The sequence below is a fragment of the Stenotrophomonas sp. GL_111 genome (genome assembly GCF_057835245.1).
In genome coordinates, this window is the sequence record NZ_CM174421.1 from 1622425 (window position 1) to 1637913 (window position 15489).

15 protein-coding genes and 5 tRNA genes are annotated in these 15489 nt (G+C 65.0%); 18 read left to right on the forward strand and 2 right to left on the reverse strand.

The features are described from left to right. The first annotated feature begins 110 nt into the window (after window positions 1-110). The 9 genes from AC3IPM_RS07350 to AC3IPM_RS07390 all read left to right on the forward strand — a co-directional run bounded on the left by AC3IPM_RS07350 (window position 111) and on the right by AC3IPM_RS07390 (window position 5627). A complete protein-coding gene (locus AC3IPM_RS07350; RefSeq protein WP_489303304.1) occupies window positions 111-1238 on the forward strand; it encodes an NAD(P)/FAD-dependent oxidoreductase in 1128 nt (375 codons plus the stop codon). Window positions 1239-1399: 161 nt separating this feature from the next. Then, a tRNA-Gly gene (locus tag AC3IPM_RS07355) sits at window positions 1400-1475 on the forward strand. A 146-nt stretch (window positions 1476-1621) separates the two neighbouring features. Next, a tRNA-Gly gene (locus tag AC3IPM_RS07360) sits at window positions 1622-1697 on the forward strand. A gap of 73 nt (window positions 1698-1770) precedes the next feature. Beyond that, window positions 1771-1844, forward strand: a tRNA-Cys gene (locus AC3IPM_RS07365). Window positions 1845-2604: 760 nt separating this feature from the next. Next, window positions 2605-2967, forward strand: coding sequence for a hypothetical protein (locus AC3IPM_RS07370; protein ID WP_489303305.1), 363 nt, complete (start codon window positions 2605-2607; stop codon window positions 2965-2967). A gap of 188 nt (window positions 2968-3155) precedes the next feature. After that, window positions 3156-3650 carry an ImmA/IrrE family metallo-endopeptidase gene (locus AC3IPM_RS07375; RefSeq protein WP_489303306.1) on the forward strand — a complete coding sequence of 165 codons (495 nt, stop codon included), beginning with the start codon at window positions 3156-3158 and terminating at the stop codon, window positions 3648-3650. A gap of 577 nt (window positions 3651-4227) precedes the next feature. Next, window positions 4228-4340, forward strand: a tRNA-Cys gene (locus AC3IPM_RS07380). Window positions 4341-4487: 147 nt separating this feature from the next. Continuing rightward, entirely contained in the window at window positions 4488-4943 is a 456-nt protein-coding gene (locus AC3IPM_RS07385; protein ID WP_489303307.1) for a BLUF domain-containing protein, read from the forward strand. A 447-nt stretch (window positions 4944-5390) separates the two neighbouring features. Continuing rightward, window positions 5391-5627 (forward strand): hypothetical protein, encoded by a 237-nt coding sequence (locus AC3IPM_RS07390; protein ID WP_489303308.1) that lies wholly within the window; start codon window positions 5391-5393, stop codon window positions 5625-5627. Window positions 5628-5650: 23 nt separating this feature from the next. On the opposite strand, the gene AC3IPM_RS07395 is transcribed toward AC3IPM_RS07390, so the two are convergent. Both AC3IPM_RS07395 and AC3IPM_RS07400 read right to left on the reverse strand, forming a co-directional pair. Further along, the gene (locus AC3IPM_RS07395; RefSeq protein WP_489304038.1) at window positions 5651-6682 is read right to left on the reverse strand and encodes a 4Fe-4S dicluster domain-containing protein; all 1032 of its coding nucleotides are present in this window, start codon (window positions 6680-6682) and stop codon (window positions 5651-5653) included. Window positions 6683-6738: 56 nt separating this feature from the next. Beyond that, entirely contained in the window at window positions 6739-7038 is a 300-nt protein-coding gene (locus tag AC3IPM_RS07400; RefSeq protein ID WP_489303309.1) for a hypothetical protein, read from the reverse strand. A 194-nt stretch (window positions 7039-7232) separates the two neighbouring features. On the opposite strand from AC3IPM_RS07400, the gene AC3IPM_RS07405 reads away from it, so the two are divergent. The 9 genes from AC3IPM_RS07405 (at window position 7233) to AC3IPM_RS07445 (ending at window position 15479) form a co-directional block, all read left to right on the forward strand. Continuing rightward, window positions 7233-7670, forward strand: a complete 438-nt coding sequence (locus tag AC3IPM_RS07405; protein WP_489303310.1) for a group III truncated hemoglobin — start codon at window positions 7233-7235, stop codon at window positions 7668-7670. A 44-nt stretch (window positions 7671-7714) separates the two neighbouring features. Further along, on the forward strand, window positions 7715-9124 hold the full coding sequence (gene hemN, locus AC3IPM_RS07410) for an oxygen-independent coproporphyrinogen III oxidase (RefSeq protein ID WP_489303311.1): 1410 nt from the start codon (window positions 7715-7717) through the stop codon (window positions 9122-9124). 73 nt (window positions 9125-9197) lie between these two features. Then, window positions 9198-10166: a hypothetical protein gene (locus AC3IPM_RS07415; protein WP_489303312.1), complete on the forward strand. Its 969-nt coding sequence runs from the start codon at window positions 9198-9200 to the stop codon at window positions 10164-10166. Between the two features lie 49 nt (window positions 10167-10215). Further along, a tRNA-Leu gene (locus tag AC3IPM_RS07420) sits at window positions 10216-10302 on the forward strand. Between the two features lie 81 nt (window positions 10303-10383). Next, a complete protein-coding gene (locus AC3IPM_RS07425) occupies window positions 10384-11076 on the forward strand; it encodes a glutathione S-transferase family protein (RefSeq protein ID WP_489303313.1) in 693 nt (230 codons plus the stop codon). A 102-nt stretch (window positions 11077-11178) separates the two neighbouring features. Beyond that, window positions 11179-12228, forward strand: a complete 1050-nt coding sequence (locus AC3IPM_RS07430; protein WP_489303314.1) for a DUF5694 domain-containing protein — start codon at window positions 11179-11181, stop codon at window positions 12226-12228. Between the two features lie 98 nt (window positions 12229-12326). Beyond that, a complete protein-coding gene (locus AC3IPM_RS07435) occupies window positions 12327-13343 on the forward strand; it encodes a TraB/GumN family protein (protein ID WP_489303315.1) in 1017 nt (338 codons plus the stop codon). Window positions 13344-13443: 100 nt separating this feature from the next. Then, a complete protein-coding gene (locus AC3IPM_RS07440; protein ID WP_489303316.1) occupies window positions 13444-13899 on the forward strand; it encodes a BLUF domain-containing protein in 456 nt (151 codons plus the stop codon). 290 nt (window positions 13900-14189) lie between these two features. Continuing rightward, the gene (locus tag AC3IPM_RS07445; RefSeq protein ID WP_489303317.1) at window positions 14190-15479 is read left to right on the forward strand and encodes a nucleotide sugar dehydrogenase; all 1290 of its coding nucleotides are present in this window, start codon (window positions 14190-14192) and stop codon (window positions 15477-15479) included. The last annotated feature ends 10 nt before the right edge of the window (window positions 15480-15489 follow it).

A 15489-nucleotide genomic window follows, 5' to 3' on the forward strand; every position in this document is an offset into this window, starting at 1 on the left:
TTGAACGATACGTGTGGAGTGGCGCTTCATACCCACTTCACCGGAACTTCATCGCGCCCCCGCCGGTGCATTTGAAGCTGTGTTCTCGTTATGACGCGGCGAACGCAGACATGCCTCCTACCTTTCCCAATGCTGACTACGACCTGGTGATTGTCGGCGCCAGCTTCGCCGGCGCGGCCTGCGCATTGGCTGCCGCCCAGTACGGCCTGCGCATTTGTGTGCTTGAGCGCAAGGCGGATCCGGGCGCACGGCTGCATACCACCGGCATCATCGTGAAGGAGGTCATCGAGCAGACCTGGTTGAAGCGGATCCCCGCCGAGCTGTTGCAGCGGGTTGAACAGGTGCGCCTCTACGCGCCCAACCTGCGCAGCGTGCGCTTGGCGGCCCCGGGCTACTACTTCATGACCACCGATACGCCGAACCTGATGCGTTGGCTGGCCGACGAGCTGCGTGCCAGCGGGGTGAACCTGCGCCTGCAGCACTCCTTCACCCAGGCGCGGCGGGAGGGCGATGGCTGGCAGGTCGACGGGGTGGGGCGTACGCGCTACCTGGTGGGTGCCGACGGTGCCAGCTCACGCGTGGCCCAGCGCACCGGGCTGGGCCGCGTGCGCGACAATCTGTACGGCGTGGAGCACGAGTTTGCCGACGTGCAGCTGGCCGAGCCGGGCGCGCTGCACTGTTTCGCCAGCAAGCGTTTCGCACCGGGCTATATCGGCTGGGCGGCGCAGAACCCGACGGGCATCCAGATCGGCCTGGCCCTGCGGCACGACCCGCAGCACGCGCGTCAGCCGGACCTGCACGGCTTCCTGTCGCAGATACGCGACGCCGTGGGCTTGCCTGCCGACGCGCGCCCCAGCGCCACCCGCGCCGGGCTGGTGCCGTGCGGCTTGCCAGATGGCCCGATCACTGCGCCGGGGCTGATGCTCACCGGTGATGCAGCTGGCATCGTCTCGCCGTTGTCGGCCGGCGGCATCCATTCGTCGTGGCGGCACGGCTGGACCGTGGGGGATGCGGTGGGCCTGCATCTGCGCGGCAACGGGCCCGCTCCCGAGCCGGTCGCGGCACGCGCCGCGCCCACGTTCCGGCGTAAGCGCCTGCTGCGTTGGGCGATGGACACGCTGCAGATGGACTGGCCGGTCAACGCGCTGCTGCACTCCGGGGTGATGCGGCGTGTGGCTGAGCAGATCTATTTCCATCGGCGTGGGATGCGCGATACGCACCGAGAGTGCGTGCCCTGACGCGTGCGTGTCGAGGCTGACCGCACGCCGCGCTTCCGGCTGAACAAGCATGTTGACGGCGTGAAGGAATCCCGACACAATAGCGCTCCTTCAACGCAGGTCGATGGGCCGACAGCCTCCAGCACCCAGGGTGCAGGGACGTCGGGGCAAGCAGAAATTCTGCGGGAATAGCTCAGTTGGTAGAGCGCAACCTTGCCAAGGTTGAGGTCGCGAGTTCGAGTCTCGTTTCCCGCTCCAGATTGCGACAGGGCCCTTCAGGGGCCTTGTTTTTCTCCGCGATGGCACGCGGGCATCCTGATCGGCCTAGCCGACAGGGATGTGAAAAAAGGTGTGAAAAGGCTGGTGTGTTACCTGCGGTTTCGGTAAGATACGCGCCTGATTTTGCGGGAATAGCTCAGTTGGTAGAGCGCAACCTTGCCAAGGTTGAGGTCGCGAGTTCGAGTCTCGTTTCCCGCTCCAAATCCTGACCAGGCCCCGTTCTCGGGGTCTTGTTTTATCGGGGTAAGATCGCCCGGTAAGCTGTAGGGTCACCGGCCTGGTGGCAGAGTGGTTATGCACCGGACTGCAAATCCGTTGAGATGGGTTCGATTCCCGTCCAGGCCTCCATTTAAAACCCTGATTTATCAGGGTTTTTTTATGCCCGTAGCTTTTTCGAGCCGGGCGCAAAAGCCGGTTGGGGGGGCGAAATCCCTTGTCTGCCCCCCGTTCCTGAGTGACAAACTCGCGTTAGCATGTGCGCAGTGCGTGTACGCGAGTTTGAGATCCAGGATGGCTACCAAGAGACGCCGCGGCAACACGTGGGACTACACCTTGCGCTGACCACCTGCGGAGGGGGCGCAGATGCGAGCCCGGACATCTGGCTGGCATGATCCTTGCAGCGTATGGGTACGGGATGGGCGGGTGGTGGAGGTTGCGTCGGATCTACCTCTGGTGGATGTGGGCATCTGGGCTGTGAAGGGCTGTATCTTGTGGCCATCAGCTCTCCCAAATCGCAAGATGTTGTGCTGCCCAGGCAGTGGTCATGTCAAATTGTAGCTTCCGTGACCCTTGAGGATGGTCTCCCCGGTGGACAGGTGCGCAATCAAACCTTACGCTCCGGGCCCATAGACTGGAGCTCAAGGTTGGTTCGACGGCCGTAAAGCGCGCTAGGACGAGGAGGGGGATCGGATTGATGTGTTTTGGGGAGATCAAGTCACTCTGGTGTGACAAAAATTGTCACTTATTGCCCAGAGAGTCAGGTACTTAAGCGCGAGCTTTCTTGGCTAGCATTTTTTTCCAAAATTGCCACTTGACTTCACGATTTCATCAAGTTTTTAGTGTAGTGTCCGTTCTTAAGGAAGTGTCCAGTTGCTACATGGAGTAGCGGATGGATGTGCGTAGACGAGAATTCTGCGCCTTGTTGCAGAGGTTGGACCCAACGCTGTTGCAAACTTCCAAAAAGGCCCGCTATAATGTGCGGCTGTCTAGTTACGAGTTGCTCGTAACCTCTAACTTATTGATTCTAATGGGGCAGGATATGGTGAACGACATGAGCGCGAAAGATCGACTGCAAGGCCTGGAAGCCAAGCTGCGTGAGCGCGGGGTCGTGGACGTCAAGTTTTTCTTTGATCACACCCGCAAGCCACTGCTGACTGGTGCTGTTTCGGACGTGATCGAGGTACTGGATGCCGTGGTTGGTAGCCGTTTTGACAAGGCTTCGGCCTTTGGCGACTCTGTGCACGCTGCGTAATCTTCTTGTAAAATCCTAGATCCAAAGGAGGGGCGCCCTGCGAAGGGCGCCCCTTTTTATTGCTATCAAGTCAGGGGAAGAGAGTGATTCTATCGGACGACGATGTAATCCGTTGCCTTCAGAAGGCGAAGGAACTTGCCGAGCATTACGAGGGTTACGTGCGCTCAGCCGATGCAAGCGCCCGTTCCATGGACGACATGGTTGAAGTGGCGAGGCAGTATCTTGAGAAGCGGGTGGACATCCACGATCTTGATGTCATAGCTGATGACAAGTGCGTTCGCGGAATGTTTGCGGCCTTCAGTGATGGTCACTACGAGATTTTCCTCCTTGCAGAGCTGGGTGAGCGCGAACGCCGTGTGGTGCTGACCAAGGAAATGATGCACGTGCTCCTGGACGAAGACCGTTGCAGGAACATGGACATCTATGGACACGTTCAAGAGGCGGCATCGTCCTTCTCTATTGAAGACTCGAATCCAGACTCACCTGTCGCAACGGAAGTTCTGGCCGAGATTGCTGCGATGGAATTTCTTCTGCCCTACGCAAAGCGTAAGGCGATCCTCCAGCACTGTGGTGATAATCCTGACTATGCGTTGTTCGCTCGTCGGTACGGCGTTCCGCAGAGCTATATCGAGGACTACTTGAGCGATAGGAATATGGCGGAGTTTGGGAAGATAGAGTGGTAATTGCTCTTGGGTTGACGTTTTCTGGCGCTGGTCAAAGGCCGCATTAGCTGAGTACCTGATCGACAATGTGGGCGCCTGATAGGCGCCTTTTTGTCGCGTGGCTGTTTGGTGCTTTGATCAAGAAATGCGTGCAAGAGACGTGCTTAGGCAATTCAATCGCACGGCCTTGATAGGTGGGTGTCGCAGGATCTGCGAACGCAATCAGTGCCCTTCCGCTCCTTGCTTCCTCCCGACTTCCGGTGGCGTTCGATCGCCAGTAGACCAAAAGGTCTACCAGACTCCCTGTACTGCAATATTATTTAGGTGCTCGGCCTGTCCTAAAAGGTTGATGACCAAGGGGGGGGGGGCAGTTGGATCGGCATCTTGCCTATGAACAGTGGCGGGGAAGGAAATGCTCCACATATGAGCAGGGGGTGAATGGCTCTGAGCTGTGGGTGGTCCAGCATCAGGCTTGGTTGCGCCTGGAGATCCAGCAGCAACGTCGGTTGCGGGATGCGCTGAGGCGCTGAGGCGCTGAATTGTGGGCATCGGGAATTCCTTCTTGCGCGTAGTGATAGGGCTGGTGGATTTTTCCCGTGGCTTGGTAGGTGTGGCAGTTTGCGTGGCATAGCATTGAAACCATTGCAGATACTGGCGGTCTTTCGGACTGCAAGTCCGTTGAGATGGGTTCGATTCCCGTCCAGGCCTCCATATCGAAACAAGTGAAAAGCCCGCGCAAGCGGGCTTTTTGCATGGTGGGCGTCTGCGGGCCTGGCGAGGGTCTGAATGCTTCAGGCAGCAGCTTTATTTAGGTAACTGAAAGTGCCAGCATTGGCGCCAGTTTTGACGGATACACCCATGCCGCTTTGTGCAATCGCCTATGTCAGCGAGGCCGTCAACGGCCTGACCGAGGCCGCTCTGGCAGCGCTGGTCGAAGACGCGGCGCGCTTCAATGCGGTGGCCGGCGTCACCGGCGTGCTGCTGTTCGATGGCCAGCGGTTCCTGCAGTATTTTGAAGGCCCGGATGACGGGGTCGGCGCGGTCCACGAGCGGGTGCTGCAGGCACGCAGCCATGTGCAGATCGTCGAGCTCGGCCGGGCGCGGGTACCGCAGCGCTACTTCCCGTATTGGGGCATGCATGGCATCGGGGTCGACCCGGCGTTGATGCAGCAGTTGTCAGCCGGAGAGTGGGAGGGGTTTGCACGTCAGCTACGCGATGGGCCGGCGCTGGAAAGCGGGCTGGACCTGCTGCTCAACCTGGCGGCCCGCACATTGGCCGCGTCGCCCGGTGCGGGCCAAATCAGATCCGTCTGATGGCTCCAGGCCGAACGCCTGCCTATGCTCGAGGGGCCGGTACAGCTCCCCTGTACCGGCTTTCCGGCGCGCTCCGCTACTCCCCAGCAGCGATCTCCCGCGCGTGACGCCCAGCGGGCATCGTCGTGACCGGATTCTTCCTCCACCTGGAGCTGCCCGCGACGTGTTGCCGCACGGGCTTGATTCCGGCCGGTTGCCGCCGTTAACTGACATCAGGGTGTCAAAGGCGCCGGCGCATGCTCGCGGTGGGGGATCGCGGCCTGTGTGAACGGTTCAGCGACGTGGCCGCCTTATACCTTATCCCGATTGACATGGCGCGAAGACCGTGCAAATTTTGGGTGAACAGAAAGTGAACTGCGCAAGTGATGTCGTTGCCGTACTTTTTCGCTGTGCCTAAGACGGGGTTGTTGCTCATCTCCAATGCAGGGCAAGTCCAAGGGAGGTCGTATGCATTACGGCGTACATGACTTGGCTGACGGCGTGCGCACCGAGCTGGAAGCCAGCTATACCAAGCATGGCTGTGGCCCGGAATTCTGGACAACCTACCAGCAGGTGCTGGAGCGCCTGGTGCCCAAGGGGCGTAGCCGCACCCAGGTCACCAACGAGCTGGCCTTGATCATCGAACAGCTGGGCATCGTAAGACGTGCGCAGATGGTGCCGCCGCGCACCGCACGCACGCGCTGAAAACCGGTTGGGGGACCGGTCCGCTACAACAATTGATGGACGCCGATACCCAGCAGCGTAAGCAGGGTGCCGAAGGCTGCCAGCGTGCGTGGTCGCAGCCAGCGGGTGGGGCGTTGCTGCAGGGCATTGGCACTGGCATGGCGGATCAGCCCGGTGGGCAGCTGCCAGCGGCGCATCTGTGTCGTGCAGGCGTCCACGCAGGCGCCGCAGCTGATGCACTCCGGCTGCGGGCCGGCGCGCACGTCCAGGCGCATCGGGCAGACGTCGACACAGGCCTGGCAGTCCAGGCAATCGCCGAGGCGATCGACCGGGAAGCGCGGCATCGGGCCGGCCAGGGCCGGGTGTGCGGCGCGGAACGCGTAGTCGTTGGCACTGACGGGATCGAGCAGGCCACGGCCGCGCTGGATCACGCCACCCAGCCCGGGCGGGCGTGGGCCGCGCGGTTCGCCGCGCCGTGGGTCGTAGCAGACCTGCGGCGTATCGGCGTCGCACAGGCTTGGGCAGAGCCGTGCATAGGGGCACAGGTCGATGCAGACCTGCTCACGCAGGAAGCCGGCGTTGCCCCAGGTGGCCGCGGCATAGAACAGCACCCAGAACGTTTCCCAGCCGCTCCACGCCGGTGGCCACAGGTTGCCGACCAGCGCCTGCATCGGGCTGAAGAAGCCGACGAAGGTGATGCCGGTCCACAACGCCACCAGCGCCCACAGCAGATGCTGGATGACGCGGGCCAGGGGGCGATGGCGCAGGTGGCGCGCACAACCCTGTTCGATCCAGCGGAACAGGCCACTCCACAGGGTCTGCGGGCATGCGTGGCCGCACCAGACCCGTCCGGCCAGCATGGTCAGCAGCACCAGCGCGCTGGCCAGTACCGCCAGCAGGCCGAGCAGGACGCCGACGTCTTCCGGCCACAGGGTCAGCCCGAACAGGTCGAAGCGACGTGCCGGCAGGTCGAACAGCAGCGCCTGGCGGCCGTCCCAGCGCAGCCAGGGCAGCAGGTAGAAGCCAGCCAGCAGCGCGCAGGAAAGCCCGGCGCGCCAGCGCAGCGGCGCACGCATGTTCTGCCGGGAGGGCGGCGGGGCAGGATCGAGCAGGTGCAGGTGGCGAGGCATGGTCAACCCAGTGGCACGTCGTCGTCGTCGTCACGGCGGAGTGGCCGCAACAGATACCAGGTGATGCCGCTGGCCGCGGCGGTGACCGCCCAGAACATGAAGAAGCCCACGGTGTAGCCGAGCTCGCGGCTCAGTGCGTGCTGCGGAAAGCTGATGTCGCGCAACTGCAGCGGGTCGACGAAGGCGAAGAACACCACGCTGGCCAGCCCGGCGGCAACGAAGCTGGGCCACAGGATGGCGCCCCATTGCTGGATCAGCAGCCGACGGCGGCTGGCCTCGGGCGGGTCATGCGGATCGGTCATTGCGGCCACGGTCAGGGGAAAGGGGCAGGGCGCGGCTATACTCCGCGCCAACCGGCCCCGGGCCGGGTTCGCGGGCGCGCCCCCGGTACTGACGCCCAGACTAAAAGGCGCCATCGCCGCCGACATTGATCCTGATCAAGACGCGCCGACGCCATTGCGGCGATGCTGTCTCCCGTACCTGTCGAAGGACTGCCATGCTGGACCCCGATACCCTCCCGCTGCCGACCCCCGCGCTGGCGCTCTGCAGCGAGCAGGAGGTGACCCGGCTGGTGCACGACTTCTATGCGCGGGTGCGCCTGGAGCCGCGACTGGCGCCGGTGTTCGCCGCGCGCGTGGAGGACTGGGACGCACACCTGGCGCAACTGGTGGATTTCTGGTCGGCGATGCTGCGGGGCACCCGCCGATTCAGCGGCGCGCCGATGCCCAAGCACATGGCGATGGACGAACTGGACAAGGACCTGTTCGACCGTTGGCTGCAGTTGTTCCGCCAGACCACCGCCGAATCCGGCAACGTGCCGATGCAGCGGCTGGCCGATGACGTCGCCGCGCGCATTGCCGATACGTTCTGGCGCCGCTTCCAGATGCTGCGCTGGCCAAGCCTGCCGATGGCCGGGCAACCGCGCCCGGATTGATCTGGCTCAATGCGGCCGGGCGTGGCTGCGCGCACGCTCGGGTCATGGATACCTTCTCGCCTGCCGCTGCCGGGCTTGCCTGGCACTTCGACCCCGAACTGCTGCGTCGTCACGACCGCCCGGGCCCGCGCTACACCTCCTATCCGACGGCGCCGCATTTCCACGATGGCTTCGATGCGGATGCACTGCGCACCGCCATTGCGGACAGCAACGCGCAGGCGCGCCCGTTGTCGCTGTATGTGCATGTGCCGTTCTGCAGCAGCCCGTGCTTCTACTGCGGCTGCAACCGGGTGATCACCCGCGACCAGGGCAAGGGCGTGGCCTACGTGGCGCGTGTGCTCCGCGAAGCCGACCGGATTGCGCCATTGTTCGATGCCGGCCGCGAGGTGATCCAGCTGCACCTGGGCGGTGGCACCCCGAACTTCCTGGCGGCGGCGCAGATGCGCGAGTTGATTGAGGGGCTGCGCCAGCGTTTCCGCTTCAGCGCATCGGCCGCGCGCGATTTCTCCATCGAACTGGATCCGCGCTTCGTCACGCGCGAGGACATCGCCATGCTGGCGGGGCTCGGTTTCAACCGTGCCAGCCTGGGCATCCAGGATTTCGATCCGACCGTGCAGCGCGCGATCAACCGCGAACAGGCCGTCGAGCCGACGTTGGAGATCCTGCGCGCCTGTCGCGAGCATGGCCTGCGTTCGGTCAACGTGGACCTGATCTACGGCCTGCCGCACCAGACGTTGGCCGGTTTCGCGCAGACCCTGGAAACCGTGCTGCGCGAGCGTCCCGACCGGCTTGCGGTCTATGGCTATGCGCACCTGCCGCAGCTGTTCAAGGCGCAGCGGCAGATTCCCGATGCGGCGCTGCCCACTGCCGAGTTGAAGCTGGCCCTGCTCGGCCTGGCGGTGCGGCGGCTGTCACTGGCCGGTTACCAGTACATCGGCATGGATCACTTCGCGTTGCCCGATGAGGACCTGTCGCGCGCGCAACGTGGCGGTCAGTTGCACCGCAATTTCATGGGCTACACCACCCATGCCGAAACCGATCTGGTCGGGCTGGGGGCCAGCGCGATCAGCCACATCGGCGACAGCTACAGCCAGAACCCGCGCGAGTTGCCGGCCTGGGAAGCGGCGGTGGATGCCGGTGGCCTGCCGGTGTGGCGTGGCCTGCGCCTGGACGCGGACGATGCCTTGCGGGCGGAGCTGATCGGCCAGCTGATGTGCCAGGGCGAGGTGGACGGGCGCGCCCTGTGCGCGCGGCACGGGCAGGATTTCGAGAGCTATTTCGCCGAGGCGCTGGCCGCCTTGGCGCCGCTGCAGGCCGATGGCCTGGCCGAGTACGCGGCCGGCGTGGTGCGCGCCACCGAGCGCGGGCGGCCGCTGCTGCGGCTGCTGGCGATGTGTTTCGACCGCTACCTGGCCCAGCCGGACCAGCCGGTGCGCTACTCGCGCGCGATCTGAGCCGGTCCACTGCCACGGGATCGCCCGCAGGGGTGTAGTACGCTTCGCCAACGTTGAAATCGCGAGCGTCTGCATGAAGATGATGCTGTACTTCGGGGCCGCCTACATACTGTTCTTCGCAGTGCCGTTCCCCTGCATCATGTACTACAGCATTGGCTACCCGGTGGCTGATGATATGCGGGTCGGCACGGGCTGGGCGCTGGCCCTGCTGGCGCTGTCGTTGCTGTTGTGGTCGGCGGTCGCCGCCGCCTATGTGCGGACGCTGCTGTGGTCGCCGTTTCGTGCCTATGCACGCGTCCGTGCCATCGAGCGGGGAGCGATCCATCGTCGCGCGCGGATCGTGCAGGCGCAGCCGACCAGGCGCAGGATCCAGGGCTGGCAGGAGTGGAAGCTGCGGCTGGCCTTCGAAAACCTGTCCGGTGCAGCCATCCAGGACGAGCTGTTGATCGTGGACACCAAGCCGGAGCTGCACCGTTTCGTGGCCGGCAACACGCTGGACATCCGGCTCAGCCCAGAGCCGGGCAGCTATCCCAACTTTGTCATCGACGGATCACGCTCGCAGATCGCCCATGGCAGCCTGCTTGTTCGCGGGTTGATCGGCATCGTGCTGGGCATGGTGCTGCTGGGCTACTACGCCTGGAGCTGGCTGGACCAGAGCCAGGGCCAGGGCTGGACCTTCCTGAGCCCGTGGCACCCGTTGATCACCATGCCGGCGAGCCTGTGCTTCTACCTGTTGGTGGGCTGGATGATCACCCGTTTGACCACCCGTTTGATCGGCATCGGCCGCGCTACCGAGGCATTGAACTACCTGGGCATCGCGACCCAGGCGCGGGTGCTGGGCGTGCGCCAGACCGGCTCCGAGATCAATAGCCAGCCCGAGCTGGAGTTTGACCTGGCCTTCGAGGATCAGCACGGCCGTGCGCAGACCGCCAGCGTGCGCAAGGTGGTGAGCCTGCTCGACCTGGCCGCGGTGCCGCGTGAGCAGGTGCGGATCCTGTACCACCCCAACGATCCCACCCAGGTGTTGATGCCGGATCTGTGAGGGCGGATTTCCAAATCCGGGCGCGATCAGGCACCCTATGCGCGCCGTGGCCCGGATGGCGAAACTGGTAGACGCATCGGACTTAAAATCCGCCGGAGGCAACTCCATGTCGGTTCGATTCCGACTCCGGGCACCAACACCATGAGGCGGCCTTCGCGCGCCTGCATTTGCCGCTAGCATGGCAGCACCTCCACTGCCTGCCCGCGCGGTCGCTGCCATGCTCAAGCTCCATATCGGCAACAAGAACTACTCGTCCTGGTCGCTGCGCCCGTGGCTGCTGATGCAGCAGGCCGGCATTGCGTTCGAGGAAGTGGTGCTGCGCTTCGACAGCTTCGACGCCGACTCGCAGTTCAAGCAGCAGGCCATGGCGTTGTCGCCCTCGGGCACGGTACCGGTGCTGGTCGATGATGGGTTGGTGGTGTGGGATTCGCTGGCCATCGCCGAATACCTGGCCGAACGTTTCCCCGGGCACGCGTTGTGGCCGACGTCGCAGGCCGAGCGCGCGCTGGCGCGGTGCGTGTGCGCGCACATGCACAGTGGCTTCGGGGCGCTGCGCCAGCACTTCCCGCAGAACATCGAAGCGGCGTTGCCGGAGGTGGGCGCGCGGGTGCTGCGCGAACAGCCGCAGGTGGTCGAGGATCTGCAGCGGCTGCAGGCGCTGTGGCTGGACCTGCTGGCACGTCATGACGGTCCATTGCTGTTTGATCAATTCAGCATCGCCGATGCGTTCTTCGCACCGGTGGTGATGCGCCTGAAAACCTATGCGTTGCCGGTGGCACCGGCGGTGGCGGCCTACATGGACGCGGTGCAGGCCTTGCCGAGCATGCAGCGCTGGATTGCCGCGGCGCTGGCCGAGCGTGATTTTCGTCCGTTCGAGGAACCTTACCGGCAGGCACCGGCCTGGCGCTGACGGGCGCATCCGCACGGCCTATGCCACCCGTTGGGTATCCGGAGCCCGGCAACGCGCGTTAGGCTCGAACGCATCGCGATGGGCGTGCAGCAGGAGGCGGGCATGAAGGCAGCAGGATGGGTGATGGTGGCGTGCGCTGGAGTGATCCCGCTGTCCGGTGCGGCGTTCGAGCCCACCGCGATGGATGCACGGCTGCACGGGCCGCCGACCCAGGTGGCCGTGCTGGGCACCGTGCATCTGGCGCAGATGGACGCGGGCTGGCGGCGGGAGTCGTTGCAGCCCCTGCTCGATACGCTCGCCGCCTACCGCCCGGATGTGATCACCGTGGAAGGCATGTCCGGCCCGCAGTGCGAGCAGCTGCGCCGGCATCCCTCGCTGTACGCCGACGCCGCGGAATTCTGCAGCAGTACGCAGGTGGCCCAGACCTCGACCGGATTGGCGCAGGGCGAGGCCATCGAGCAGATGGAAGACCGCCTTGATCACTGGCCAGCCGCGCCGTCGGTGGCGCAGCGCCGGCAGCTTGCCGGGCTGTTCGCGGCTGCCGGTGAGCAGGCGTCGGCGCTGGTGCAGTGGCTGCAGCTGCCCGCGGCGGAACGCCGCCCCGGCGATGGCGTGGATGCGGCACTGGCTGCGCGCCTGGACAAGCTGGCGGTCAACAACAACGAGAACTTCCAGATCGGTGCGGTACTCGCTGCCCGGCTGGGGCTGCAGCGGGTGTATGCGGTGGATGACCACAGCGCCGACAGCATCAAGCGCGGCCAGGACGCCAGCTACGACGCCACCCTCCAGGCGATATGGAACGCGCCCCCGCCCAGCTTTGCCGCGCGCCAGACGGCGCTGGAGCAGGGCGGCGACATGCTGGCGCTGTACCGGTTTCTGAACTCCCCTGCGGTACTGGAAGAAGCGCTGCAGATGGACTTCGGCGCGGCGTTGGCCGAACCGTCGGCACAGCGCTACGGGCGGCAGTACGTGGCCTGGTGGGAAACCCGCAACCTGCGCATGGCGGCCAACATCCGCAGCGCGTTCGCGCACGTACCCGGTGGCCGCGTGCTGGTGATCGTGGGCGCTTCGCACAAGCCGTACTTCGATCAGTACCTGGGCGGCATGCATGAAGTCGAGATCGTGGATGCGCTGGCGCCGCCGGTGCGCTGAATCTGTATCGCGCGGAGTGGGCGAACGCAAACTTTACGCAACCCCGCGACGCTGCCCGTAGGCTGCGCACGAGTTCACCACCGGCACAGGACAGGGAAATGGCACGACACGCAGGGAAGGCGCTGGCATGGGGTTTGACGATGCTGTGGATGGCGACGGCGCAGGCCCAGTCACCCAGCCTCGCCAGCACCGAACCGGTGGTGGTGGACATGGCCCCGGTGGTGGTGACCGGCGTGCAGCCCGGGCCGGGCCTGTGGCGGGTGAGCGGCGCCGACGGGCATACCTTGTGGATTCTCGGCACCGTGTCGCCGTTGCCGGCCAAGCTGGACTGGCGTGCCGATGAGGTACAGGCCGTGATCGCCAGTGCGCAGCAGGCGCTTGGCCCGCCTGGGTTCAAGGTGGATGCCGATGTCGGCGTGTTCCGTGGCTTGACCCTGCTGCCGTCGGCACTGAAGGCCGCGCATGATCCGCAGGGGCGCACGCTGGAGCAGATTCTGCCGCCGGATCTGTATGCGCGCTGGCTGCGGCTCAAAGCGCCGTACCTGGGGCGCGATCGCGGGGTGGAGAAGGATCGCCCGCTGGTGGCGGCCGCACGTTTGTATGCCGAAGCACTCAAATCAGTGGGCCTGCGCCAGCGCTCCACGGTCGGCGATACCTTGGAGAAGGCCTACAAGGCACGCGGCCTGAAGCCGGTGGAGACGCGGGTGGTGATCAAGATCGACGACCCCCGCCAGGCACTCAAAGAGGTGCGCAGCAGCACCCTGCAGGACGTGACCTGCATGCAGCGCACGCTGGATGTGGTCGAGCACCAGCTGCCATTGCTGGTCGAACGCGCCAATGCATGGTCGGTGGGCGACATCGAAGCGTTGCAGCGGCTGGCCGTGCAGAGTCAGTACGACGCCTGCATCACGGCCGTGGCGCAAAGCGAGTTCGGCCGCCGCCGCGGCCTGGTCGATCTGGACCGCCAGGCCGCGCAGCAATGGCTGCTGGCCGCACGTGCGGCGCTGGCCCGCAACGCGGTCACCTTCGCCACCGTTCCGGTGCATTCGCTGGTCGCTCCGTCGGGGTATCTGGCGCAGTTGGAGCAGGCCGGCTACACCGTGCAGAGCCCCTGATCCGATGGCGTATTCGCGGGCCCGCAAGGGCCTGCATCGCGCTATCCAGCCTGCGTGGTTCATGGCATAGTCGGCGGAGGTCACCGGGGGGACTGCCTGCATGCCGTTGCGTGCGATTGCCTATGTCAGCGACGCCATCGAAGGAATCAACGTTTCCGATATCGATCGGATTCTGGGCGCTGCGACCAGCTTCAACAGAGTCGCAGGTGTCACCGGTGTGCTGATGTTCGACGGCGCGCATTTCCTGCAGTACTTCGAAGGCCCCGAGGACGGGGTGAATTCGGTCTTCCAGCGCATCCTCAATGCACGCAGCCATCGTCATCTGCGCGAGCTTGCGCGCGGGCCGGTGCCGGTCCGTCATTTTCCGCGCTGGACCATGGCCTCGGCGTCGGTGGATGCGCAGGTGCTTACCTGCATCGTGGACCACGCGTGGCACGGGTTCACCGCGGCGCCGCCGGTCAATGGCCAGCCACGCGTCGGCTTTGCACGCCTGCTGGAATTGTGGACCGGGGTGTCGGGCGAACTGGAGCCGGCCGCACTGACCCTGGGCTCGTAACGGAATGGTTCCCGATTCGTAACACAACGATCACGGATCGCTGCCTATCCTATGCCTACCAGCTGTGACACGTCGTGCGGGGATACCCTCCAGGCTGTCTGAAAGGGTAGTAACCGCAGCTGGACCATTTTATGGCCGTCGTCCGTACTCTCCGCGGGCGGCGGCTTTGTTCTTTGTGGGGCCGGGCCGCACGCGTTAGGCTTGCAGCATCCACTGCCTGGCATTCCCCCCATGACCCCATCCCACCGGCTGCCCTTGCCCTCCTGCGTCTGCCCGCCATGGGCAATGCTGTGACGGGCGTTGCGATCGGGGCGGCCAGCGAGGCGCGCATCGGGGTGATCGGGCTGGGCTACGTCGGCCTGCCGTTGACCGTGGCCTTCGGTTGCCAGCAGGCCACGCTGGGCTACGACATCGATGTGGCACGCGTGGCGGAGCTGCAGCAGGGCCACGACCACACCCTGGAACTGGATGCGCAGGAACTGGCACAGGCACGGCATGCGCGCTACAGCGCGGTGCCCGGCGACCTGGCCGCCTGCAACGTCTACATCGTCACCGTGCCGACCCCGATCGATGCGCACGAACAACCCGACCTGGGGCCGCTACGCAGCGCCAGCCAGTTGATCGCCAGTGTGCTGGCGCCGGGCGACCTGGTCATCTACGAGTCCACGGTGTATCCGGGCACCACCGAAGAGGTCTGCGTGCCGTTGCTGGAAGCCGGCTCCGGGCTGCGTTTCAACACCGATTTCTACTGCGGCTACAGCCCCGAGCGGATCAATCCCGGCGACCGCGCGCGGCGTCTGGCCGATATCCGCAAGATCACCTCCGGGTCGACGCCCGAGGTGGCCGCGCTGGTCGATGCGCTGTATGCCCGGATCATCACCGCCGGCACCTGGCCGGCCCCGTCGATCCGGGTGGCCGAGGCGGCCAAGGTGATCGAGAACATCCAGCGCGACGTCAACATCGCGCTGGTCAACGAGTTGGCGCTGATCTTCGACCGCCTCGGTATCGACACCCAGGACGTGCTGGATGCGGCCGGCAGCAAGTGGAATTTCCTGCCATTCCGGCCGGGTCTGGTCGGCGGGCACTGCATCGGCGTGGATCCGTATTACCTGCTGCACAAGTCTGAAAGCGTGGGTTACCACCCCGACCTGATCCACACCGCGCGCCAGGTCAACAACCGGGTCGGCGCGCACGTGGCGCAACGGGTGCTGGCGCTGCTGGCCGAACGCGGCAAGGCGGCGGCCGGCGCGCGGGTGCTGGTGCTGGGCGTGACTTTCAAGGAGAACTGCCCGGACCTGCGCAACAGCCGTGCGCTGGAACTGGCGCAGGCGCTGCATGCCAGCGGGGCACAGGTGGACGTGCAGGACCCCTGGGTGGGCCCTGCAGCACTCGCCGACAGCGGCGTGCAGTGGGTGCCCGCGCCGGACCCGCAGGGCTATGACGCGGTGGTGCTGGCGGTGGCGCACGACCGTTTCCGTGCCTTCGACGCGGCGCAGATCCGCGCACTGCTGAACGGCGACGGGGTGGTGTACGACGTGAAGTCGGTGTGGCCACGGGACGTTGTCGACGACCGGCTGTAGACTCAAACGC

Bases quoted from the DNA above. Each gene is read 5' to 3' on its own strand.
- AC3IPM_RS07350 (WP_489303304.1), top strand. From the start codon at position 111: ATGCCTCCTACCTTTCCCAATGCTGACTACGACCTGGTGATTGTCGGC.
- AC3IPM_RS07370 (WP_489303305.1), top strand. From the start codon at position 2,605: ATGGATGTGCGTAGACGAGAATTCTGCGCCTTGTTGCAGAGGTTGGAC.
- AC3IPM_RS07375 (WP_489303306.1), top strand. From the start codon at position 3,156: ATGGACGACATGGTTGAAGTGGCGAGGCAGTATCTTGAGAAGCGGGTG.
- AC3IPM_RS07385 (WP_489303307.1), top strand. From the start codon at position 4,488: ATGCCGCTTTGTGCAATCGCCTATGTCAGCGAGGCCGTCAACGGCCTG.
- AC3IPM_RS07390 (WP_489303308.1), top strand. From the start codon at position 5,391: ATGCATTACGGCGTACATGACTTGGCTGACGGCGTGCGCACCGAGCTG.
- AC3IPM_RS07395 (WP_489304038.1), bottom strand. From the start codon at position 6,682: ATGCGTGCGCCGCTGCGCTGGCGCGCCGGGCTTTCCTGCGCGCTGCTG.
- AC3IPM_RS07400 (WP_489303309.1), bottom strand. From the start codon at position 7,038: ATGACCGATCCGCATGACCCGCCCGAGGCCAGCCGCCGTCGGCTGCTG.
- AC3IPM_RS07405 (WP_489303310.1), top strand. From the start codon at position 7,233: ATGCTGGACCCCGATACCCTCCCGCTGCCGACCCCCGCGCTGGCGCTC.
- hemN (WP_489303311.1), top strand. From the start codon at position 7,715: ATGGATACCTTCTCGCCTGCCGCTGCCGGGCTTGCCTGGCACTTCGAC.
- AC3IPM_RS07415 (WP_489303312.1), top strand. From the start codon at position 9,198: ATGAAGATGATGCTGTACTTCGGGGCCGCCTACATACTGTTCTTCGCA.
- AC3IPM_RS07425 (WP_489303313.1), top strand. From the start codon at position 10,384: ATGCTCAAGCTCCATATCGGCAACAAGAACTACTCGTCCTGGTCGCTG.
- AC3IPM_RS07430 (WP_489303314.1), top strand. From the start codon at position 11,179: ATGAAGGCAGCAGGATGGGTGATGGTGGCGTGCGCTGGAGTGATCCCG.
- AC3IPM_RS07435 (WP_489303315.1), top strand. From the start codon at position 12,327: ATGGCACGACACGCAGGGAAGGCGCTGGCATGGGGTTTGACGATGCTG.
- AC3IPM_RS07440 (WP_489303316.1), top strand. From the start codon at position 13,444: ATGCCGTTGCGTGCGATTGCCTATGTCAGCGACGCCATCGAAGGAATC.